The sequence below is a fragment of the Nocardia sp. GCM10030253 genome, assembly GCF_042675075.1.
Classification (GTDB): Bacteria; Actinomycetota; Actinomycetes; order Mycobacteriales; family Mycobacteriaceae; genus Nocardia.
In genome coordinates this window covers 83,536-108,085 of the sequence record NZ_JBHTDL010000004.1, presented here as the reverse complement: position 1 = coordinate 108,085, position 24,550 = coordinate 83,536, and the positions used below count along the sequence as shown (strand labels likewise).

The following is a 24,550-nucleotide window of genomic DNA, read 5'->3' as shown; positions in this document are numbered from 1 at the left end:
TGCCGGGCAACATGGTCAGTGCACTCGCGGACGCTCAACCTTCGAAGCGACCTTCGCCGCGTCAGAGTCGCGGCTGAGCGGTCGGCACCACCCGGCCACGCTCTCGCATGTCGGTGTTCACGAAGGTGTCCCCCTTCGGATTCGTCCTGTGAGTTCCACCATAGTTCGCGGTTGTAATGAAATCTTCACGCGCTCAGATGATCTGGAAGCGGCCGCCAGTTGGGCGGCCTCTAGTGCGGAGGAAATATGACCCGATCTGTTCTGCTCGCGACCGCGGCGGCCACCCTCGCGGTGGCTCTCACGGCGTGCGGTGGCGAGGGCGCCTCCGATGCCGCCCCTTCGGCATCGAGCACCGTTTCCACATCCGCTCGGGGCACAGCCCCCGCCCCCGGAACCGTCGCGCCCACGACCGACACCACATCACCTGCCGACGAGGAGCCGGAGCCGGCTACCTCGCCGGCGCCGGAGACCACTGCCGCACCGACGACTGCCGCACCGACGACGGCCGCACCGACGACGGCCGAACCTTGCGCGGTGGTAACCCGCGAATACCTCATCACCACGCTGCGAATGACGGCATCGCCCGACATTCCCTTGGCCGATCTCCAGAATGCGCGGTGCAGCGGGAACTACGCGACGGCGCTGAGCCAACCGAAAGGCACCCTGCACCCGGTCGTGTACATGTTCAAGTACTCCGCACCGGTGGGGTGGCGCCTGATGGGGGTCGACGACGCAATCGACTGTGTGAACAGGCACGGTGTTCCGCTCGAGGATGCCCGTGTGATCGGCTGCGCCCTCTAGCAGCTCCGCTATTCGACCAGCTTTTCGCTGCGGAGCCAGTCGTAGGCGACATCGGCGGGGTCTTCTCCGTCGATGTCGACGCGGCAGTTGAGGTCCTGCATGAGCTGGTCGGCGAGGCGCTCGGAGATGGTGCCGAGCAGAGCGCGCAGTGCCGGGTATTCGCCGATGATCGCGCTGCGCACGACGCCCACCTGCATCAGGACCGATATAACACCGCGAAGAAGCGCTTCGAAACATTCACTGATCGCACCCACATCGGCAGTTGCGGACGTTCGAGAACCCGCGCCCCGCGGCTACTTAAGACTGGTGTCAGGACCGGGTCCCGGCCAGGATCTGGTTCAGGTGCCCGGTGAGATGCTCTCCCACAGCGGCTGCCCACCGTCGTGATCGGTGTGGCTCGATAATGGCTTGCCTCTCACCGGGTGCCGTGCGGGAGTGGCTGGAAAGGGGTCTGCCCGGCTCGAAGTAGCGGTGCCCTCCTCGTACGGACACCAACTACTGCGAGGCAGAAAGGGCTACCGGTGAAGGTCATCATCGGAATGGATCCACACAAACGTTCAGCCACCATCGAAATCGTCGACCAATCCGGGCGGCCCATGAAGACGGGCCGATATGCCACCGACACCGTTGGCTACGCGGAGATGCTCACGGCTGCAAAAGGATTCAGTGATCGGGTCTGGGCGGTCGAGGGATGCAACGGCATCGGGCGACATCTGGCAAACCGCTTGGTCCACGATGGCGAAATCGTTATCGACGTGCCGGCGAAACTCTCGGCGCAGGTGCGTGTTTTCGCCACCGGCAACGGCCGCAAAACCGATCCCGTCGACGCCCATTCGGTCGCCCTGGCCGCACTGCACGCCCCGAATCTGCGTCGCGTCCAACTCGATCCGGAACTGCTGGCCCTGGGCATGCTGGCCGACCGCCGCGACGAACTCGGCCGTTCCCGCACCGAAACTCTCAACCGCATCCACCGGCTCCTGCTCGACCTGATCCCCGGCGGCGCCAAGAAATTCCTGTCTGCAACCCAGGCCCGCACCCTGATCACCGGGTTGCGTTCACCCGATCCGGTCGGTCGGGTTCAGTTGCGGCTGGTTCTGGAATTGATCGAGGACCTGGAAGCCATCGACCGGAAAACCAAGGCTGCCGACAAAGAATTACGACAGCTCGTCACCGACCGCGGTTCCACAATCATGGAACTGCACGGCATCGGCCCCTCTTCTGCGGCAAGGCTTTTGGCCGACACCGGCGACATCCACCGCTTCGGCACCCGCGACCAGTTCGCGTCCTGGAACGGCACCGCACCCCTGGATGCCTCTTCTGGAGACCAGCAACGCCATCGGCTTTCCCGCGCCGGCAACCGCCGGATCAACCGGGTCCTGCACATCATGGCCGTCGTTCAACTACGCAACCGCACCGCCGGCCGCGCCTATTACGACGCCCGCAAAGCGGGCGGGAAAACCTCGATGGAGGCGATGCGCGCACTCAAGCGCAGGCTCTCCAACGTCGTCTACGCGCGAATGCTCGCCGATCAGCGCCGCCGCGAATTGGCGGGCCCGGGAGGGCAATCGGGAACGACTACTGACTCCAGCGCGACCGGCTCCAACCCGAACACCGATCCTTCGGACAAACCGCAACCCGGACCCAATCAATAGGCTAACCCCGCACCCGCATCCACGGGTTGACATAAAGGGGAGCCATTATCGCTCACTCGCGCTGACTGAAGTCAGCACGGATCGTTCTCATCACGACACGTCGAGTCCCGGATTCAGGGCGATCTCCTCGAGCAGCGCTAACGGCAGAAGCTCGGCGGGTGCGTCGGCGAAGGAGATTTCGATCTGTGTCCCGGACGGGCGGGTGACGGTGACCGTACGGTCAGTTCGCGGCGTGGACGCCAGCGCCGCACTTCGCTCTTCGTGGGTCTCGACCACAGTCCCGTCCGGCAGCCGCCGCCTCGCGCCGCCGTAAGAGGAAGTATCGGGCTCCTGCGGCAGGGGTTGCTCGGTGCTGATCACGATGGCCAACCGCGATTGCCGGCCGGGCGTGGTTACTTGAACCGCCTGGCACACGCCGCCGCCCCTCTCTCCTTGCAGCAGCGCCCCCAATGGCCGGTCCAGGGTCACACCGTCGAGCGGGATCTGCGCCAGCACCGCACCCCATCGACGAGCATGGGCCTGATCGATCACCGCGCCGGATTTCGAGAAGGGCAGGCAGACCTCGGGCGGGCTCGACGTTCCGGGCGGAACCGGCGCGCTGATGCGTAGTTCGGGATCGGTCACGAGCGCGACGAGTTCATCGATGGCCAAGGGGACGGCTCGGGGACGGCCGCTGCCCTCAGCGGCTTGATCGGTGGCGTTCGCGTGGGCGACGGATCCGTCGGGCAGATAAGCGGTGGCGTCGCGCGTAAGGGTGCGAACCCCCTCGATCTCATACCAGGTGTCATCGGTATCGACGATCGTGCCATCGGGAAGGTGGCGCCGTTCGTCGAGTTCGCCGGCGACGCACGGTGGAATCGGCTTGGTGGCTTGGCGCACGGTCACCGACAGCGCGCCCTCTCGGTCACCGCGCAGCAGCGTGGCGTTCGCCCTGGTCCAACCGCCGAATCCCTTGTTCTGCGTGGCATCGCCGAGGATCGGCTGGAACACCAGCGAGCGCGTTACCGGGGCGAAGGCGATCTCGACATCACCGGGCAGCGCATCCTGCAGCGCCTGCGTCATCGCGACCGCCTTGGGACCGGAGAACCACGGATAGGACGGATTATCGTATTCGTATGTGACGGAGTGAACCATCCCGAACGTTTGCCCTTCCCGCGGAGGTTCTACGACATCGCAACCCGGGATCTGCACCGGAAACGCGACCGGCGGAGTGACATAGGAGTTTTCGGCCCGAGCCGTGGGCCCCGACGGCTCCGGCTCGTGCACCAGCCAGGCGATGAGGTAGCCGGTCGCGACGATCGCGGCGCAGGTCAGACCCACCATCCATCTGTTCACAGCCGGGGAGGGCTGGGCAGCGTCGTTGTCATCACCGTTTTCCATGTCCGCCATTGTGTCTGCCGGTACCGACATGCTGCACACTCGTCGGCGGACGCCATGCACGCACGCTCTTCGGCTACTTAAGCGGACGTTCACTGAGGCGGCCGGGGTCACGATTGCCCCGGAAGATACGGGTCACGTTTGCACCGGAGTTGACACACCGACTCTTGAGCAGTTCGAGCGCGTCGCGGGCCAGGTCCCGAACATATATCAGGTTCCCTGATATTTGTGGGCTATGACTACCCCTCATGATTTCGAATTCGAAGAAATCTACCGAGGTACAGGGGGCCCGTTCGGGCCGGGCGTCAAGCCGCCGTGGAGTATCGGGGAACCCCAGCCGGAACTCGCCGCACTGATCGAGCAGGGCAGATTCCATGGCGATGTCCTCGATGTCGGATGCGGAGAGGCCGCGATCTCGCTGTATCTGGCCGAGCGGGGTTTCACCACCGTCGGCTTGGATCTATCGCCGACCGCGGTCGAGCTGGCCCGAGTCGAGGCCGCCAGGCGCGGCCTGGTCAACGCCTCCTTCGAGGTCGCCGACATCGCCTCCTTCACCGGCTACGACGACCGTTTCGGCACCATCGTCGACAGCACGTTGTTCCATTCGATCCCGGTCGAGTCGCGGGAGGGCTATCAGCAGTCGATTGTGCGCGCCGCCGCGCCGGGCGCGGCGTATTTCGTGCTGGTGTTCGACCGGGCCGCTCTGCCCGAAGTGCCTGAACCGGGACCATCGCCGGTCACCGCCGACGAGCTTCGTGAGGTGGTGTCGAAGTACTGGGTGATCGATGAGATCAGGCCGGCGCGAATTCATGGCAATCTGCCTGCGGTGTTGCCGGCGGACGCGGGTTTCCGGTTCGAGGGTATGCGCGACGAGCCCAGTGGCCGCAAGTCGGTTCCGGCCTGGCTGCTGTCGGCCCATCTGGACTGATCCCGCCACACGGGATCGTGGTGTGCGTTGCCCGGGCCCGAGCGGTGACGGGCGTATCGTGCGGGCAGCGACCGGGATCAGAAGCGAACTGTCAGCCCCGGCAGGACCGCAGGCTTATCCGGTTGACCGCCGAAGAAGGTTGCGCCCGCACCGACGCCTCCGGTCGGTGGGGTAATCGGCGTAGGCCAGATCCGGTACGCCGGTCCCACCGTGGTATCGGCACCGGTCGGGCTGAAGAACGGGTCGATGGTCCCGCCTTTGGGGATGGCGCCTTGGCCGGGTCCGATGTACGCCTTGTCGGGCCCGTAGCCGATTCCCGTCACGCCCGTCGGCACCTTTCCCGGATTGACTTGCTTGAAGAATTCGAAGCCCGCTCCCGAGGCCTTGTCCAGATCGGGCAGTTTGGTCGTTATCACGACGTCGATATCGCTCGCGGCCGGCCCGGAACCGTCGGGCCAATTCCCGGTCGCCTGGGCCTCGGCCCGACTACCCACCACGTCGATGGCCTCCGGGCTCTCGCCGAAGCTTCGTTTGAAGTTCTGTGCGATACCGGCCCCCTCACCGGGCCGTACGCCGGGTACTACCGGCGCGGGCAGGATTTTCTCCGCCGGGGTGCCCGCCAACCGGCCGGCGATCTTGGAGCCCCCGCGTTCGCCGAATTCGTGCACCGAACGCAACGCGCTACCCACTCGCGCGGCTGCCCCCGCCGTCGCCTTGCCGACAGACGATTCACCCAGCTTGGTCCCGGCACGGCGCGCGGCCTGCCCGGCCGCGGATTGGCCGATCCTTGCCGCCGCGGACCGCACGAACTGGGCGGCCGCCGAAGAGACGAACCGGTTGGCAACTCCCTGTGCCACAGTGGTTTTCGCGACGGCGCCGATGGCGGCTCCCGCACCGGCGAAGACGCCGCCGATAACGCCGCCGATGATCGCCGACCGGAGGATATGCGATTCCCGTTTGTCGATGTGTGCTTCCAGCGCTTCGCCGACACCGCCACCCACTGCGCCACCGACGATTCCACCGATGACCGCGGCGGCGGCCGTCCCCACGACGGGACCGGCCAGGCCTGCGGTCGCGACGGTGACGACGGTGCCGATCACCACCGCCGCGGCGATTCCCGCCCATTGGCCCCAACTCAGGTGGCCGGTCGGATCCGTGAGCTTGGCGGGGTTGTTCCGGACGTACACATAGAGATTCGGGCCGTCGACCACACCCGCCGGATCGGGGCTCGTCCACCGGCCGAGCCACGGAGCGTAGTAACGCGCGCCGTGGTAGTACAGCCCGGTTTCGGTGTCGCGCTCCTTACCCGTGAATCGATAGCGCTTGGGTGTTTCCGTCTGTGATCGGACCGCCTGATACGAGGTGCTGCCATAGGGGTAGTACTCCTCGTAGGTGATGACCTGCGCGGTGCCGTCGAGTTCAAGCACGGCGGAACCGAGTAGATTCGCGAACTGGTAGCGCACGAGTTGCGCCAGCCCGTTGTCGGTGCCCTCGGTGCGGGTTTCCACCACCGCGATGCGCTGATTGTCGTCGACGATGTGCAGGGTTTCGCGCGCCAGCGTCACCGCGCCGTCGGCGCCGTATTCACGATGAATCTCGAAGGCGCCCCAGTAGATTCGCTCGGACCGGCGCCGCCCGTCGGCGTGCCGGGAGACCTTGCGCACCCGCGTTCCCGCGGCATCGTAGGTGTAGCGGGTGGTTTCGCCACCGGTGCTGCGTGCGGTGTCCTGCAGGTGATCGTCCGGATCCCACCGCATCGTGGGAAGTTCCGGCATCGCGGTGATATTGCCGTGGACGTCGTAGTGGAACGGCGTTGGTGTGGTCACCTGGTCGGGCGTCGCGGTGGCCGAGAGTCGGTTGCCCGCCCGGTCGGGCTGTAGCAGGCTCGGTTCGGTGTAGAGGTAGTCGCGGGTCCATCCGCCACGAGCGGGGTCGTCGGTTCGGTGGGCCATGCGCAGGATATTGCCGACGGCGTCATAGCAGTACCGCTGGAGGTATCGGCCCATGGCCGCGGCGTCGGCCGGGTGGCTCACCCCTTCCCGTGGTGCGTCGGCGGCATCCGGGGGAGTGGCAGAGCCTTGCCCTACATGCTCGCGGCCGGTCGCTTCGATCAACCGGTAGGCCGCGTCGTACACATATTCCGCGCGGGGATGCACGACGCGATTGCGGAAGAAGACAGTCTGCTGGGCGTCGTCACGCAGCGTCGTGACATTCCCGACCGGGTCGTAGGTGTAGTCGAGATCCTGCAGTCGCGTGGCAGCGCGCAGAGTGGTCAGCCGGACCAGCCGGAAGGTGGCCGGGTCGTATTCGTAGCCGGTACTCGCGCCGTTGCCGTAGTCGATCAGGGTGCGCTGGCCACGGGCGTTGTAGTCGAGGTTGGCGACGAAGGTTGTCCATTCGCTCGCGCCTCGCAGCGCGACGTCGATCCGCTCCAGCAAGTTGGCTTCGTTGTAGCCGGGATAGACGACGCTGCCGTCGGGCGTGGTGACCGCGGTAGGCCGATTCAGCGCGTCGTAGCGAGTATGTCCGCGGTAGACGTGCTCCTCCACGGGCACGTCATCGCTCCAGTCGACGACCTCACGATCCTCGACGGTGAGTTGCCTGCCGACTTCGACGAGATTGCCCTTGAAGTCGTAGTCGCCGTGGATGTTCACGCCCGCTTGGTCGAACCGCCGGAACATCTGACCGCGCAGGTTGTGGGTGGCCGCATCCGGTTGATCTTCGCCGTACTCGGTACGCAGGTACAGCGATTCCTCCGTCTGCTCGGGCCCGCGCATCCAGGTACGCACCGGCCGCCGGAGACGATCGAATTCGGTGCGGAAGCGGAACTCGCGCGCCGTCCAGTGGTAGACGGTGTTGTCCAGCGCGTCGGGCAATGCCGGTCCGCCGCCGGTGTCCATGCCCGCGTGGGTGATCCGGCGACCGAGCATGTCGTATCCGTAGCGCATGACGACGCGGTCCGCGGCGTCGCGGATTTCGCGTTCGTTGCCCTCGATATCCCGCATGGTCCGGGTGGCGTATCGCTCGTCCTCGACGTGATCACCGCGTCGGAAACGGTTGTGCGCCACCGACAAGAAGGTGCGTCCGAGGGTGTCGAACCAGGCCCGCAACGGTGTTGCCGCATGCGCGGCGGTGAGGCGGGCGGCGCGCTGGTGTGCGGGTCCGAGCGCGCCGTCGATCCGCCGCAGATACCACGTGCGCCGGCCGGGCAGGCTGTCGAGGTAAGGCCGGACCAAGTCGCCGATATCCGGATCGTCTCGCGGATCGAGCAATACGGTGTCGTTTCCGTCCCAACTGTCCTGACGCCAGGGGTCGAATACGGTCTTCGCGTAGGTGCCGTCGGGGTGGACGGTGGCGACGATCCGTTCCAGTGGGTCGTAGAACAACACCGAGCTGACACCGACGATCGTGGCGAACTCGAACCGGTGACTCGCCGTGAAGAACGGTTCGTAACTGCGCACCGGCTTGCCCTTGTTGTTGAAGATCGTCCAACCGCTGCCGACCCATCGGGGACTCATCGCGGCATCGGCGAGCGGTCCCGGCTCGGCCTGCGCCTTCTGCTGTACCTCGCGACCGAATCCGTCGGAGTAGGACAGGTTGTGCTGGATCCGGGCGATATCGCCATCGGCGAGTTGATCGTCATGCGTTTCCCGGGCGAGGGTCGCCGTCGCTGTCGGCCGCGGCCGAGCGTGATCGCGGCTGCGCCAGTACGCGAGTTCGTCGTAGAGAATTCGGGTGGTCGCCGAGCCGAGGAGCTGGGCCGGATCGGCGAGCGGATCGTCGAAGTAGTCTCGAATATCGCGGGGAGGTGGGTCGGGGTCGAATGCGGAGAGTGAATCACCAAGGCTCTCTTCGCGTTTACCCATCACCGCGGTCCCCGCCAATCGCCCGAGCGCGTCGAAGGCGGCCGCGCGCCGGTTGCGGTTCACGTCGGTGATCAGACCGGGCGCGAGGATCCGGTAGTCGTTCCCATTGCTGATTAGGCGATCGGCCGCATCGCGTTCTCCGACCGTGATCTGGTTGCCCAGCGGGTCGCGAGTGCCGGTGACCAGCAGGTCGTATCGGTCGTAGGTGACCGAGGTGACCGCGCCGAACGGATCCCGGAAACGGTACGGCAGAAAGAAGTGCTCGCGGGCGAACTCCAATTCAGCAGGCCCGGGAGTCTTTTCGGGCGAGTAGAAGATCCGCCCTGATGGAATCCACCAATCGTCGTCCATTCCGAGGTAGCCCGCTTCGGCAAGGACGGTCGCATCGATGCGATCACCGTAGACGGCGTCGAGCAGTCCCGGCGTGAACACCTTGCGGTAGCTTTCGAAGGGCAGGGCCATCGACTCGAGGACGCCCGCGGGCGACGGCCCGGACAGATCGTCGCGACGGAACAAGGTACGTGTCTGTTCGACGAGACGGCGGGCCGGACGGGGCAGTTCGCCGGGGTCGAGATCGAAGACCTCGTAGGGCACCGTTGTTTGGATGTCGTCGAGACCGGCGCGCAGTTCGGCGAATCCGAACAGTCGCTTCGTGGGCGACAGCGCCAGCACCTCGAATACCCGGGTCTCGGCGCTCAGCGGAACGCGATGGGCGTCCGGCAGTTCGACGCGGTTGGTGTAGTCGTGCTCGGTCAGCACCAGATGGTGCCGCCGTTGCTGTGCGTGGTCGATATCCGTCAGCGCGGGGTCGGGGTCGGGATGGCGGCGGCCGTAGCCGACTGCCGCGGATCGCAGGACGTTGCCGTAATCGTCGACCGCGAGCACCACCTCGTGCGATATCCGAGGGTCGGCCTGCCGTTCGTAATGGGCCGTGAGGGTTTCGCGAGGCGAGGCCAGGAATACGGCGTTGCGCAATCCGGCGGAGTCGGGCTCGCGGCGTGCCGGTTGCCGCATGGTGACGGTGTAGTTGTGTTCGGTCACCTGATACGGAATATCCTGTGCGGCACTGCCGTCGAGCGCGTACACCTCGTGTCGCACCGGTTTGCCACGTAACGCGCGCGCGGCTTGCCGCTTCTCATCCGCGGTAAGTCCGCTCGTCACGGTCGAGTCGGGCAACGGGTGGTCATCGGGATGGTATTCGTCTGCGAACTGGCGAGAGATTCCACGGTCGTCGAGCATCGCGCCGGTGTGAAACCACGTCTTCGTCACGGCGGGCGCGACCAGCGTGCGTTCGTCCCAGTTGTGCGAGTTATCCGGTGGCACACTGTTACCCAGCGCGGCAAGGTGTTCGGTGTCGAACTGCTCCACCATGCCGAAGCCGCGGAATTCTCGCTCGACGCCGTCGAAATAGCCGTGGTGGTAGGCATAGCGGGTGTGGAAGCGGTTGCGGCCCACCGCGTCCACCGTCTCCACCTGATGCACCACGTGGACGGGAAAGGGCAGTCGTGTCACCCATGGTCTACCGGCATCGGCGTCGGCGACGTAGAAGCGGGTCGACGGCGCATAGTTCACCCGGGTGTGCGCCCCCAGATTGTTTCGCATCTCCACCAGCAGATGTGGCTTCTGTCCACCCATCAGGTCCAGGTATCGCAGCTGCCGTCCGGACTCGCTCGGCAGCGGAGAGGACCACACCAGACAGGCTGTCCCGTTCCCGAGCAGATCGATGGTCGTCACCGTCGTTCCGCTGTCCAGCCGGGGGAACGCGACGCCGAGATCGTGTGCCGGGCTCCAACTATTGCCACTGCGGTTGACGAAGAGACGGGTGCTGTCGGCGTGCAAGTAGATCACGTCGGTGGTACCGGAGCCATCGATGTCGGCCAGCCGGATGCGGCCAGGGTCGAATGCGTCGGGCCTGTCGAACCAGGGGGCGTTGTCCATCGCCACCTTCGCGCCGAATCGGCCGTAACCGAGATTGGGCCAATAGCAGATCTCGCCGTTGCGGATGCGGACCAGATCGGTCAGCCCATCGCCGGACATATCCGCCAGCTGGACGGACTGGGTGCCGTCGCCGAATACCACGCGGGGGCCGCGTTCCTCGTCGCGGGCCGTCGGGACCCGTTGCGCGGCACCATATCCCGTTGTCCCCAAGGCGGCGTGCCAGTTGAGCACCTGGTCGTCGGCAATCAGAACATCGGGATGGCCGTCCCCGTTCAGGTCGATGAACCGCAGGTTGGGATCGGTCCAGTCGATAGTCGGGCGGCGCCGGAAGGGCTGGAACACCGTCCAACCGCCATCCGGTGATCGTTCGGTAAAACCCGATGTGGCGTCGGAGAACTCGACGAGCTCGAGGTTCCCGTCGCCATCCAGGTCCAGCAACTGCTGACGCCCGCTACCCAGTGCGGCTTGCGCCGGGCGCGCCACCGTACGCAGCGGACCGAATCGGCCGTCGCCACGATTGGGTTTGTAGTACCAGGCGTGTGCCTGTTCGGTCAGGATTCCCGACAAGCCCTCGCCGTCGAGATCTACCCACCGATAGTTCGATCCGGCCAGTCCGATCGGCAGGTTGGTCGAACTCTCCGCATCGAGTGTGCGGGGTGAGGTGTCGATGCATGCCTCGCTGTAGGTGAATTGCACCGGCGGCAGCGCTCGCGTCACATAGTCGCCCCCCGCGCGCCGCCGAAATCCTCGCTGGCACACCGAATCGATGACCGACACGACGGATTCACCCCGGGTCGGTTCACCCCGATAGGTCAACTCCGTCGCCGATACCAGGCAGTCGGCACCGACGTTTGGCTCATCGATGTGATGGAACATCAACACGCGTCGGCACAGGCGGTAGGTGCGAACCTCGAATCCGGCGCGATAGTTCGAGAACGGGTCGAGCCTGCACGTCCACGGCCGCTCCTCGGCCGGGGTCGGCGCGGACGGATCGTGTTCGCCGTAATCCAGCACGACCTCGAACAGCCAATCATCTGCGGCGGGTTCCGGATTCAACCATCGTGAGATCCGATTGCCGTAGCGGATGCGTTTGAGATATCGCTGTGCCGACCGGTCGGCGTCATCTCGATTCCGTTCATTGACGGCGTCGACACCCACACCGGCGGCGTCTTCGGCTTTGTACTCGTATCGGATGATGTCGCCGATATCGTTGTAGGTCTCGCATATGAGCCAGCTGAACACCGTCGCCGGATTTCGTGGGTCGGCGATACGACTGTTCGCATCCCGACCATATGTGGTCGTCACATTCTCCCGGTCGATGGACCGCCAATGCGACTGCCCGGTCCCGGCATCCACCCATCGCTCGATACGGGCGAACAACCCTTCTACGCGCGGACAGTACTCATACACGGTGAATTCTCGTCCCGACTCGACGCGCGGGCTATGGACCGGCAGCCATTGCCCGTCTCGCTCCGCCAGTCGCGGCACCAGATCCTCCGCGCCCGACAGCACGAACGTATCGGCCGCGCCATCCCGCGCGGAGTCTGTGCCCGGGTCGACCTCGCCGCCGTCTCGATATGTGGGTATCCCCTTATCCGTCTTCCGGGTGATCGCAGACAAGCCGAGCCGCCATCCCAACCCCATCGGACCATTCCCGATCCCGGAGTCGTAGTTCAGCGACAATGCGGGGCCGAAGCCGCGACGGCCAGGGCTCACACCCAGCGGAATACTCGCCGAAGCGGTGCCGGTGGCGGCGTTGACGGTGAACTTCTCGCCGATCCCTCGGATGGCTCCACCGCCCTTCGGCAGCGAGATCACCGGCGGACGACCATCGGTGGCGCTGCCGAACCAGCCGCCCGGAGCAGATCCCTCATCCTCGGTCGGCGAATGCGGCGGGTCGTCGGGTGCGGTGCGACCGGGAGAACCAGCGTCCATCACGTCACCCCCGCACCGTATCGCTCGGGCTCGCAGTCATCGCGGACCCTCCACGCAGCTGCACTCGGATTCGCGGCAGTCGCACCGGGTATCGCCGCCACACGACCGCGCCGTTTCCGCGCAATACCCGAAAACCAGGTATGCCTCACAGATTTCGCCGAGTTCGTCCGGGAACTCGAAGGCGCCCAACCGTTCGGCGCTGTCGTCGTCGAGTGGGCCGAGCCGGGTTCCGTCCAGGTCGACCACACCCCAGTACAGGCCGGGGAATTCGCTGCTTGCCACGCAGTGCACGTCGATCCACTCGCATGCGCATCGGTCATAGCGGACCGGTCGGAACCGGACGACAACGGAGGCGCTCGGTTCTGCGCATGGAGCCTGCACGAACAATTGGAGCGAATCCACCCACCGCACTCGGCGGACCGGCACGAACGGGAACATCGCGCCGGACAATCGCAGGTCGAGCCGCCGGTTCCACGGGCCGCCCCCTTGGCGCGGCACGCGCAGGCCGGACCAGGCATCGGGCAGGTCGCGCCGTACATCGAGCAGACGCAATCCGTCGCCCGGCAACCGGCACCGGGCCGCCGCCAGCGCGGCCGCGCGCAACGGTTCCCCGCCTTCCCACGCCGTGATGTTGAAATGCATCACCAGATCGCCGAGCGCCGCGAAGTCGAAAGCATTCGTCTCCGGCGGCAATTCGATGCGCCAGCGGCTGATCGCACCGGCGAACTCGAACGGCAGATACCGCTCGTCCCGGAAGTTCAGCTCGAACATGCCGGAATCGTTCTGGCCGGTGGAGGTCGCGATCGCCTCGGTCGCCGTGTACGAGCGCACCATCCGGCTGTCGTCTCCGGTTGCGGTGTAGCCGTTCGGTGCCGCCGCGCAACAGCATCCGGATCGCGGCGGCTCGTGGCAGCAGGTGTTCGGCGGATCGATCAGGCGGGGATCGACTCGCGTCCAACTGCTCAGGAGCGTCAGACGGCAGTGCACGCCTGTATACGGGCCGACCACACACGGGATGGTGACCGAGACATTCTTGATCCGGCGCATGTAGTGCCCCGGATAGTCGAGATCGAACATCCATTCCGGTACTTCGATTTCGGCGGATCCGGTGGTCTGTAGCTGCAGGTAGGCCAGCGGGAAGCACAAGCGCATCGAGATGTGTTTGGTGAGTTCGTATTCCCGGCAGTTCTCGTCCAGATAGGCCTTGTCCATGCGTGCCACTGCTACGTGCAGCCGCTCGCCCGCCAGCAAACCCTCACGCAGGGTGTCGAAGTCGTCGGCGCCGACGAACTTCCGTGCGGTATATCCCCGCTCGTAGTTGAATGCCCGCTCGGCCTTGCGTGCCGCGCAGCGCGCCAACTCGTACATCCGGTAGTACTGCGCCGCGGTTTCCTGCTGCAGGTAGAGGTACAGCTCGTGGTTGGTGAACTTGTCGCGCAGGAAGTCCCGCACGCGGGCCGAGTTCTCCAGTTGTCGCTGATGGTTGTTCAGTTCCCCCAGTGCGAGATCGCGGCGGCGTTCGGCGCCAAGGATCTGGCGCTCGATCTGTTCGAGCTCGATGGTGATGGTGTCTACCTGGTGCCGCCATTCGGCCAACCGGCGGTCCCACGTGCCCTCCTGGTTGCTCAGGTTGGCACCGCTGGTGGCGATCTCGCTGAGCCCGTTCATGATCCGCGCGGCGGTGGCGAATCCGGAGGCGAGCTTGTTGCCGATCGGTATCTGGTTGAACTGCAACGGTGACCCGGCGATGCCCGCGACACCGATCCAGAAGTCCGGTGTCATCCCGATGCCTTGTGCGATGGCCTCCACGACATTGCCCGCGACGCGCGATCCGACCGAGACGCCGGTGAGTGATTCGTAGCCGATCTCACCCGCGTTCAGGCCGTTGGCGATCAGGTTCTGGTAGTAGCGCAGTCGCGCCTGCGCGCCTTCCTTCGTCTTGCCGAGCGCCTGTACCTGCCAGTCGGCGTCGCGCCACTGGTGCCTGCGCTGCTCGACGGTGAGCTCGAGTAGCTGATGGTCCTGCGTCGAGTGCAGCGCCGCCAGGTATTCGGCGTCGCCCTTTTCGTAGGCGGCCAGCAATTGCGCGCCGAGCGAACGGACGTCACCGGCCAGCTCCCTCGCCTGCCGGACCAGGACGGTGAAACGGTACGCGTCGCAGCAGGATCCGCAGCAGTCGTCACCGCAACCGCAGTCACCGTCGCACCAGCCGTCGGGTCGCGGGTCGGCGCCGAAGTACGGCCGGTCGACGCCGGCCCGTCCGGTGGGCAGACGACGTCCGTCTACGCAGTGCTGAATGAGGGAAAGGCGGTCCGCGGTGCGCTGGTAGAGCACCGTCAGCCGCGGATTGAGCGGCGCCTCGCGGGGTACGAACGACGACACCGTGTGTTCGTACCAATCATCCTGTCCCATTACAGTATCCGGACGGGCACCGAGTATCCGGTCGATCTGGGCAAGCACTACGTCGGCGCGCCGCATCGACTCCGGCGTGCTCCGGCACAGCAGGGTGTCGGCCCAATCGAGCATCGTCTCCAGATAGCGCAGCAGTAGGGCACGTTCGCGCGCCCGCCGGTCATCGATCGCGGTGGTCGAGCAACAGGCCACGTCGCCCTCACGGCGGTGGTCGGCGATCGCTGCGTCGACGTCGACGTCGGCCGATTCGACCAGGACGACGACGACACCACCGTCACCGTTGCCGTCACCGTCACCGTCACCGTTGCCGTTGCCGTTGGTCGGCGGTGGCGTACGGCGGCACTCGGTCCACGCGTTATCCGTGGTGCCGGGCCGTTGCGCCAGCTCATACCACTTCAACGCCGCCTCGTACCGGCAGTGGGTGCGCAGTGTCGCGCCCACGGTGAGCGCGACCGAGAACAGCGACAGCGGTTCCAGCGGCGCACCGGGGCATACGTAAGCGAAGAAGGGATAGGCGTCCAGCCCACCGACCGAGACTTCCGGCGGCGGCGGTGCGACGATCAGCGGCAGCGTGGTTGTGCTGTCGGTGGCCAGGTCGTAGCGGAAACCGGGCGGCGTCGGGTCGGCGTCGTAGCCGGTCGGCCGGATGCCACCGATGATCTCGAACCGCAGAGAATCCACTGTCCGGCCCTTGAACTCGAGCTGAGCGTGCGCCGCCGACTGCACCCGGACAGGCTGCCCGGAACGTCGCTGCGGCTCGAACCGCCCGCCCCGCTGACGCGACCAGCACAGGTGCACGACCGGTACAGCGGGCCAATGCAAGACGGTGGGCAGTTTGTCCGGACGGTGCCAGTCGGAGATCTCGTCCGCCGTGGTCCGGCCGGCCTCGGCCGACTGCACTACCGGCTCGTACACCACACCGTGCTCGAGCCAGAAGTAGTACTCGTCGACCAGCGGCTCGTGGTCGCGTCCGCAACCGCAGCAGCAAGCGTCCTCGTCGTAGACGCACGGACTGAAACCGGCGGCGGCCGGTGGGGTACCCGCCGCGGCGACCCGGACGAAGCGAGCGCCCAAGCGGACGGCTGTCTGGATCCACAACGGCAACCGATCGCGGTCGGCGGTGGCGAGTTCGTGCGCGACCGCGGAGTGTACGACCACAGGATCCGTGTCGTCGTTGTCGTCACCGTCACCGTCACCGTTGTCGTTGTCCGTCGGTTCGCCGTCGTCGGTGTGCGTGATCCGGCGCAGCGGCGCCAGCCAGGACGGCTGGGCGTCGGTCTGCGGGGTGCCTTGCAGATCCATCCCTTCCGGGACCGGCCCCGGCAGCAACGCGTGGATTACCGATGGCTCGGCCTCCTGCAGCACCGTGAGCCCGGGGTGGGCAGGCGGGCGGCGGTTGGGCCACCACTCCAGCCCACCGGGTACCGCGGTGGTCAGCCTCCCGCGGCGCAGCCGGTCCTCGAGGAAGACGAAAGCCTCCACCCGGCGGGCCTTGTCGAGTTCATCCCACTCGATCCAGTTCTCCCGGTACACCTCTCGCTCGGCGCAGCACTGCCAGGTGTGAAAGGTCTCGTAGCGGCCGTCCCACAATTGCGCGAACGGCGCGGAGACCGGGAGATCCGGTTCCAGGCCGAGCCGGGCCCTTTGTACGAAGCCGTGCACGCCGCTGATCGCATCCTCGATCCGGCTGGCACGCGCACACGTCCCGGTTGCCACATCCTGCAGCAGCAGGTCGCTGAGATCGGTTGCGCGGACTGCGTACCGGCCCGGATCGAACGGCAGCGGCACCCGCTGCATCCCGCACAGCCAAGTCACCAACGCGTCGCGAGCTCGCACGCGTAATCCGTCGTTGAGTGTTTGGACGTCGAGATATCGCCGGGGAGCCCCGCTCTCGAAGGATCCGTCGCGAACGAAGCTGGTCAGGTTCTCGTTACCGGCGTCGGGGCCGAGTTCGGGGCGGTCGGCGGCCCAGCGGTGTGGCAGCGCCGCGTCGATGTGCAGCACCCGGAAGCACCGTTCCAGGCGATCCAGCCACATCTCGCAACGCCAGGCACGAATTGCCCACGCCTCGTTCTCCAGATCCGGCACGCCCACGACGTAGTCGAAGTAGGTCAGGACGAGCAGTGCGTGCCGGACGTCCACGCCGAGATGACGCACCAGCTGTGCCGGATCGTCCGGCTGGCGTTCGGAGGCCTCGTGGAAGACACGCCATGCGGGCTTTTCCCGGGCCGTCCAGGTCTCCTGGCGCAGCGCGGTGTAGTCGTAGAGCCGTTCCCACCCATCGAAGAGCGCGGCTTGGCGGGCGGCGCTCGGCGCGGACCGCTGGTCGGCGGCCGGGGTGTCGAACGGGTCGGCGACGGGCAGCAGATCGGGATCGAACCAGGCACGGTGGGTGCCGAACGAGGTCGCCCCGGTGCGCGGATGACTCTGCCCGGCAAAGCCTTCCGCGTGGTCGAGTAGGTAGCCGAGTTCCGACTGGGGCTCCCTGGGCAAGGTCGCCGCCGACAGGCGCAATCGATGCGTGAGAAGGGCCGCCTTGAACGCGCGCTGATAGGTACGCCGGATATCGCGCAGGCTGGAGGTATACCGGCTCCGCAGGTACGCCGCCGCCGGATCGCCCACAACGACACCGACGTCGAGCGGCGCTTCGACGTGGATGCGGTACAGCCGCCGATGGGGTACGGCGACGAGGCGGTCTTCGGTGTCGGGACCGGTGTACTTCACCTGGAACCCGGTGTGCCGCGGCCGAACCTCTTCCGGACGGTCGAATATCGGCTCCGGTTGCCGCAGCTCGACGGTGATCTCGTAGCTACCCCTGCGCAGCTCGATCGGCGCCGAGTGGCAGTCGGGTGCGTTCTCACCGGGCCAGTTGCGGTTCAACAGAATCCACGACCGCTGCCCGCGCCGCAGGGTGATCCGCCAGCGGTGGTCCTCACAGCGTTCGCAGTCGGGTTCGTCGCCATCCGGGGTGGGATCGCCTGCGGCGAACTCGTAGCGGCCGCTGGCTTCCACGAGCAGCGCGCCGGACCAGGTGACCGTGAAAGGCTGTGCGCCGAGTAATGGTTCGCCGTCGAGGTCGCGCAGCGCGAAGCCGTTGCGCACGGCCACGTGACGCAGTTGCTTGGGCGTCAGGGTCAGCCCCATCTCCGGGATGACGGTGGGGGCGGGCGCATTCCAGGTGTTGCGGTCGGAACCGAACACCGTGAGCGGTCCACTGAGCTCCCGCCACGCCGGATCCAGACCTGCCACCGCGAACTCGCCGGCCAGCCCGGTACCGACCAACCCGAGCAGCGCGGCGAATGCGCCACCGGTAGGTGCGGTCGGCCAAGTGACCGCAGGCGGTGTGCCGGAGTCGTCCTCCCATGGCGTCGTCCCGGCGTTCTCGTCGCCCCACAGCGAGCGCAGCAGCCGGGCCACCTCGCGCGGGCTCAGGCCGGGATCGCGCTGCGGCGCGGCGCCGCGGACGTGCTCGGCGAGATGTTCGACGATGATCCGGGTGCGGCGATAGAAGAGCGCGAACTCCTGCTGCACGAAGTCGAAGCGTTCCTGCTCGTCCGGCTCCTGTACCAGGCGCTCCACAGCTGCCTCGAACCCGCTGAAGATCAGTCCGAACGGCGCCAGCAGCGTGCGTGGCGCGAAGTACAGCGTCTGGACGGCCTGTTGCTCGACCGCGGTGAGCGGACGCAAGGTGCTCAGTCGCTCGGCGACCGCGATGTCGTCGAGCGGCAGCCTGGTCCACAGGGTCTGGCCGGCTCGGTCGTAGTGGAACGGTCCGTCCGGCGGCGAGTTCCACATCGCCGGTGTGGTGTCGGCCGCCGTCAGCGGCGCGCTGAACCGACGCCGGTCGGCGGTGACCGGAATGCCCTCGCGCTCCAGCACCGAGGGGAAGAAATGCTCGCCCACTGCCTGTAGTGCGTCGTCGGGAGTTGTGGCGAGATAACCGAATTCGCGTTCCATCACATCGGTGATCCGGCCCCAGCTCCAGGTCTGGACATCCTCGGCGGTGGCGTCGAGCAGTTTGTGGCGCAGCGCCCACAGACCGTGTTCATCGTCGTCGTCGGGCAGGCCGAGGGGGTTGTCCATCGCCTCGTTCGCCGAGGGCAACGGGAACGGATCGTCGCCACGCAGATGCGCATCGGCGAACAAGAACAACACCTCGCCGACGGTGAACTCGGACAGGTAGATCTTCAGCAGCACCTCGGCGAAACGGATTGTGCTGGTCGGTTGCCGATGCCAGGTGTCGGTCGCGGTGTTGGGGTCTAATCCGGCCAGCCGGGACAGTGCGTCGAGGTTCTGCGCCATCAGCTTGGCCAGTTCGGGTTGCGCGGACAACTCGGGGTGCAGGCGTTCGGCGGTCGCGTCGATCCGCTCGATGAGGGTGCGCACTGCCCAATCCCAATGCGGGGACGCGGATCCGATCCACAGGGCAAGCAGATGCGTTCGGGGCGCGCTGGATTCGGCGGTCGGGTCCGGCGCATCGGGATCCTCCCATGGCAGGCACAGGAATTCCCGCAGCACGAACAGTGCGCCGAGCTGCCGCGCGAAGTCCGGGTTGACGGCGCCGGCGCGGAACAGCTCCAGGGTCGTGCAGATGTCGGTCAGCTGCGCGAAAGTGACAGCCTCGCAAGGATGTTCGCGCAGTCGGCACCACAATCGGATGAATACGGCCAGGTGGCGCAGTGCGTCCGAGGTGTCCAGTTCGCCGAAATCGATCACCAGGTCTTCCGGACAGCAGGGCAGACAGTCCGGGAATCCACCACCCTCCGACGCATCGGAATCGGTCTCCCCGCCGTCGTACTCACGCCGGAACGGCACGTAGCCACTGCGCCACAGTTCGAGGAATTCGCAGTAGTCCAGTCCGGTGCGGCGCAGGAATTCCGGCACCACCCGGACGAATTCGGTCCAGGAGCGCCCACCGATCTCCGGCTGCGGATAGCCGTACACCTCATGCAGCACCAATCGACCCTCGGCCGGTTCGGTGCCGATGTCGTGGCTGTAGAGCAGCTCGTACTCCTCCGGCGTGATCCGCAGGTACTCCAGCGCGATCGGCAGCCGCAGCGGGTAGCGCCAATAGTGTGAGCGGAAAGTAGCGGGCTCGTGCGCGGCGTCGACGGCAAACTCGGTGATGTCTTCGCGGAAGTGCCGCATGGCCGAGAACCGACTGGCGCCAAGCCCTTTCAGATAGCTGCGGTTGATATCCAGCGCCTGCGGGTAGGGCAGCTCGGGATGGGTGAAATCGGTGCGCAGCGCGTCATAAGCGGCGGGCACCGCGACCGGAGTGGCGGGCGAGGAGTGCTCCGGCACGGTGGCGAACAAGGTCTGCGGATCGTGTGCCAACGGGTGGCCGCCAACGGTGCCGTCATGGGAGAGCCGGTGCCCGGCGAGTTCGTAGGTCGCCGTGTCGTGCACGGCGCCTGCCGTGGCGCCGGGCACCGTGGTGACCAGCTGTTCGAGACTTTCGTTGACCAGGTCGATCACCGGGATCCTGGTCGCGAGGTTCGCCTTGGTCACCGCCAGCTCGCCGAGGTCGCCACGGCGGGCGCCGAGCAGACCGCCGAGGGTATCCTCGGCATAGGGAACCGGGTCTGCGCAGCTGGACCCGGCGGAGACACGCAACATTTCCTGCAGGTACGCGGCCGGTCCGAGCGGCGAAAGGTGTTCGGGTGGAATACAGTCGACCAGCGATCCATCCGGATTCACCGGATTGAACGGTCCGGGCGGCAAGGGCTGATCGGGTTGTTCGGAGGCGGCTTTCTCGTAGATGTCGAACGCGTACCCGTAGGCGACCGTCCCTGACAACCCGTACCGGAAGTCCGCTGCCGACAGCGCGGCGATCTGTGCGGCCGCGGTGAACCCACGGGCATACAGCGCCTCGATTAGTGCGAACCGCAGCTCACCCGCGCCGATGTCGGTGACCACCCACAGCGCGCGGATCGCGTTGAGCGCGAAGAACAGCCACTGCCGCGCCTCCTGGTCGTCCGGAAATACCTCGGTCACCGCCGCTATGACGGCGGCCGCATCCGGATCGGTCGCGAAACTGAAGTCGACGCCGCCGGAGTACACCGGGTAGGCGGTCATGAAATCCTCGAACACGTCGCTGTGCGAGCGGGTCAGCTCCGGAGGCGCACCGACCACCGGTGGCGCGCCGGTGCCCGGGTCGGCTTGGACGTCGAAGAAGGTGCGCAGGTGCCGGATGAAGGCTTCGGTGCGTTCGGCGGGCGTGCCGGGAACGGTGAACGGCGGGAGCAGAGCAGGATTCGCGGCGAAGAGGTCGCGCCACTGTTCATCGTTCACGGCGACGAGATCGGCCACCGTCGCCACATTCAGCGGCGGCGCCTTGATCGCGGCGATCAATGGCCCGGAATTGGCGGTGATGCCCTGCAACAACAGTTCCAGGTACGGCCCGGGCCGGGCGGCGACCTCGGGCGCCCAGAAGTCGGTATTGATGGAGGCGCTCGCGCCGGTGTGCGCCAGCCAGTCGGCGACCAGGGTTTCGATCGGCGCTACGAGCGGGACCTCGGTCAGCGTGTTCGCCGCCGCCCCCAGTGCGCGCAGCCGCCGCGCCGCCTGGGTCGCCGCGACCGCGGGCCCGGCCACCGTCAACGGTGTGGCGGGTACGGTGATCACGCCGCCGTCCACTGCTGTCTCGAAGGCGGAAAGCACCTGCGGTTCCAGCGCGAATCGGGCCATGTCGTAACGCTGCTGCGGGCCGACCTGCCCGGGCATTTGCGCTCCGAGCGCATAGAAGTACGCCGCGGGTACCACGTAAGCCGGTGTGAGACCGCCATTTTCGACGAGCACGACCCCCGCGGCTTGTTTGGTGGTCGGTGACGCGGCGGCGGTGATCAACGGGAAGTCGAAGCGGGCCCGCTGGGCTGTGATGCTCAGTACCTCTTGGGCGACCGCGGCCGATGCGGAGTACACGAACCCGGCCAGCCGCAGCGCCTCGGCCTCGTGTGTGCCGTAGTAGCCATTCAGTTCGGCTTCGAAGCGGGCACGGGCCTTTTCGATATCGTCGGCGCCGAGCAGATCTTCGGCGGGCGGGTCGGTGTAGAGCGCGCCGAACGGGTCGATCCCGAGCCGTGGATCCGGCGTCGGCGGGGGATATGCGGTGCGGTTCCAGATGATCTCGGCGGCGACCTGGCGGCTCTCGGCGACCGTGAGCGGCGATCGGCGGATCAGAGTGCCGTTCGGGCCACCGGGGTCGTCGGCCAGCACGGTGTCGATGGCGCGCACCACTTGCGCGAAGGCGGGTGGCTGGCCGTTGGCGGGCAGGTCGACGAAGGCGAGATTCGGGTCGAGTCCGGCGTCGGTGGCGGGCAGGGTGACGTAGGCGCTGGTCGCCATGCCGAAGTAGATCTTCTGGCTGTTCGACAGATTCGGCCGCGTGGTGACTTCGACGTTGTAGTGCAGTCGGTGGTGGGGGATAGTGAATCCGCCCTTGGTGAGCTCGAGCCGCAGGTCGAACGAGGTGGGCGTCGGATACTCGGTGTGCCCGCCGGGGGTGTTGACCACGATCACCGCGGTGGCCACCGATTCCAGCTCCCGAGTGGTGGTGCCGAGCGGGTCGGTGACGTCGATGTAGTGCTGGAGCAGCTTGGTGTTGTTGATGTTGACCTGATTGTTCGTGGTGCTGCCCAGATGCGGGTCGGCAAGGCCGGAGGCGGAGCCGAGCTCCACACCATCGACGCTGTCGGCGAAGGTCAGGTCGTTGGCCGTGATCTTCAGGCCTGTCAATATGGTGGTGAAGTCGGCCGGTGCCATCGGCTTGGCCGGGAAAAGCCGAAGGATGATCAGGTCAGGCATCGTGGTGTCTCCCCACCAGAAGTCGAGTCTTCACCAGAAGGTGTCTCGGGCCGAACCTCGGCCACGGAAACACAACGTTTGTCTGCGGCGGTCTGCGACAGCCGCGGCGCGGGCAAAAGCGGATGTCCGTTCATGCGATCTCCCCGATGCCCTCAGCTGCCGCCCGAACGGAACTGTCAGCTGATCGAACAGAACGTATCTGCCTCGCGTACTCCGCACCCGCGTACCGAACTACGCGGATTCAGAGACCGCCGACCCGCGATACGCGGACAGGCACAGCCTGCCTGCGTAGCAGCCGCCATGGTCGCCCCTCGATATGTGCGTTATCGGCTGTCATGAATTTCTGCCCCTCTATGCGCTCGACGCTTGGATGGCCGAGACCCGGCAGGTCCGGCCAGATCAGAATCGCAACAGCAGCACATGCAATTGTGCTCGTGCTCTCCCAAAAGCGTTGGGAAATAACGAACAATAATCCGAAACGCATTCGAGTCTGCGCTCTCAATGGGTCAGCGCAACACTGGATTTCTCGCGGATGAACGGTCGGCGCTGCCCTATCCCGACTGCGGTCGGTCCTTGCCGTGTTCGACGCTGCCTCCCTCGTCGTGTCCAGCCCTCCCGTCGGACTCGGGTTGTAGGGGAGGACCGGGGGTGGTGGCGCGCATACCGTGATTCGCAGTTCCTTCGAACTGGCCGGTTCCGGACAGCACCGTTGTCAGCATCCGAACCAGTTCGGCCTGCCGATGCGTTCCGGTCTTTTCGAAGGCGCGTTGCAGGTGGGTGCGCGCGGTGTTCACCGAGACCGCCAGTTCTTCCGCGATCGAGCGCAGCCCTTCGCCGCGTAGTGCCGCCGCCGCGACGCGCGCTTCGGCCGCGGTCAACCCGTATAGTTGCCGCAGCGCCTTCGGTCCTCCCGATGTTTCCTGATCCGGGTCGACGATGACGACGAGTGCCGCCGGCGTGCGCTCGTCGCGACACCCGACCTTCGGATCCAGCGGCACCACCAGCAGTGCGTACGAGCTGCCACCGCTATGCCGCGGAATGAGGGCGCGCCGTCCGACGTACGGCCGGTATTCGCGGAGTGCCGAATCGATGATGGCGCGCAGCCCGACCGCGGATCGGTTGTCCGATGATTCGAGGTGGCCGCGGCGTCCCATACCGAGGCCGTCTCGTGATTCCAGGATCGACAATGCCGCCGGGTTCGCGTAGCTGATCGCACCGCAACTCGACACGATCACCAGCCCGTGCCGGTGCACAGCGAGCACGGCGATGGCTTGGTCACGCTCGTTCTGGACGTCTGTCAAACAGGACTGGACGTTCAGTGCGTGCCGCAGATGTGGGAGCAGAAGGCGCATTGTCGATGTCGCCTGTGATCGGTCGAGGTCGCGGCCCGGATCGGGATACACCCCGATCCACGATGTACTGGCGCCACTGGTGAGAAGCGCGAGCATCCCGTTGCCGAGCCGGTGTGGAACCATCCAGTCGCGGAAGAATGGATGCCGGCGCAGGTAATCCGGCCCAAGCAGCTCTTCGTACGTCGTGATGACACCGGCGGGTTCGTGTTCGAGCGCACGCACGATCGGATCGATACGCCAGAATCGGGCGTTGTAGCTGCGGCGCAGATCGTCCGCCCCGAGCGAACAGGCGGTCATCCGCCGGCTACTCGAGCCGGACACGACCAAGCCGCCGTGGTTCGCGCCCAGCGCCGTGACGATATCGTGCACCGCCTGCGACCAGTCACGGGGATGCAGCGCCGCGCGGTTGATTCGCGCAACGATCGCGGAGAACCTCTCGATTGTCATCGCCATATGAAATGACCTGCGGCTCAAGAGAAACGG

General features: G+C 66.3%; 7 protein-coding genes and 1 pseudogene. 3 read left to right on the top strand and 5 right to left on the bottom strand.

What is annotated here, in order from left to right; translation table 11 throughout:
* Positions 1–246: 246 nt before the first annotated feature.
* A complete protein-coding gene (locus tag ACFQZZ_RS04480; RefSeq protein ID WP_378674335.1) occupies positions 247–801 on the top strand; it encodes a hypothetical protein in 555 nt (184 codons plus the stop codon).
* 8 nt (positions 802–809) lie between these two features.
* Here ACFQZZ_RS04480 and ACFQZZ_RS04475 read toward each other — a convergent pair.
* Positions 810–986, bottom strand: a pseudogene (locus ACFQZZ_RS04475) (glycine betaine ABC transporter substrate-binding protein); the annotation flags it as partial.
* Positions 987–1,322: 336 nt separating this feature from the next.
* Between ACFQZZ_RS04475 and ACFQZZ_RS04470 the strand changes: the two are divergent.
* On the top strand, positions 1,323–2,453 hold the full coding sequence (locus ACFQZZ_RS04470; protein WP_378674332.1) for an IS110 family transposase: 1,131 nt from the start codon (positions 1,323–1,325) through the stop codon (positions 2,451–2,453).
* A gap of 90 nt (positions 2,454–2,543) precedes the next feature.
* Here the strand turns inward: ACFQZZ_RS04470 and ACFQZZ_RS04465 are convergent, their stop codons facing one another.
* Entirely contained in the window at positions 2,544–3,944 is a 1,401-nt protein-coding gene (locus ACFQZZ_RS04465; RefSeq protein ID WP_378674329.1) for a hypothetical protein, read from the bottom strand.
* Positions 3,945–4,065: 121 nt separating this feature from the next.
* Here ACFQZZ_RS04465 and ACFQZZ_RS04460 point away from each other — a divergent pair, with 121 nt between their 5' ends.
* The gene (locus ACFQZZ_RS04460; RefSeq protein WP_378674326.1) at positions 4,066–4,758 is read left to right on the top strand and encodes a class I SAM-dependent methyltransferase; all 693 of its coding nucleotides are present in this window, start codon (positions 4,066–4,068) and stop codon (positions 4,756–4,758) included.
* 77 nt (positions 4,759–4,835) lie between these two features.
* On the opposite strand, the gene ACFQZZ_RS04455 is transcribed toward ACFQZZ_RS04460, so the two are convergent.
* The 3 genes from ACFQZZ_RS04455 to ACFQZZ_RS04445 form a co-directional block, all read right to left on the bottom strand.
* Positions 4,836–12,497, bottom strand: coding sequence for a SpvB/TcaC N-terminal domain-containing protein (locus tag ACFQZZ_RS04455; protein ID WP_378674323.1), 7,662 nt, complete (start codon positions 12,495–12,497; stop codon positions 4,836–4,838).
* Positions 12,498–12,533: 36 nt separating this feature from the next.
* A complete protein-coding gene (locus tag ACFQZZ_RS04450; protein WP_378674320.1) occupies positions 12,534–22,715 on the bottom strand; it encodes a neuraminidase-like domain-containing protein in 10,182 nt (3,393 codons plus the stop codon).
* A 551-nt stretch (positions 22,716–23,266) separates the two neighbouring features.
* On the bottom strand, positions 23,267–24,514 hold the full coding sequence (locus ACFQZZ_RS04445) for a helix-turn-helix transcriptional regulator (protein WP_378674318.1): 1,248 nt from the start codon (positions 24,512–24,514) through the stop codon (positions 23,267–23,269).
* Positions 24,515–24,550: the final 36 nt, after the last annotated feature.

Bases quoted from the DNA above. Each gene is read 5' to 3' on its own strand.
- ACFQZZ_RS04480 (WP_378674335.1), top strand. From the start codon at position 247: ATGACCCGATCTGTTCTGCTCGCGACCGCGGCGGCCACCCTCGCGGTG.
- ACFQZZ_RS04460 (WP_378674326.1), top strand. From the start codon at position 4,066: ATGACTACCCCTCATGATTTCGAATTCGAAGAAATCTACCGAGGTACA.
- ACFQZZ_RS04455 (WP_378674323.1), bottom strand. From the start codon at position 12,497: ATGGACGCTGGTTCTCCCGGTCGCACCGCACCCGACGACCCGCCGCAT.
- ACFQZZ_RS04450 (WP_378674320.1), bottom strand. From the start codon at position 22,715: ATGCCTGACCTGATCATCCTTCGGCTTTTCCCGGCCAAGCCGATGGCA.
- ACFQZZ_RS04445 (WP_378674318.1), bottom strand. From the start codon at position 24,514: ATGACAATCGAGAGGTTCTCCGCGATCGTTGCGCGAATCAACCGCGCG.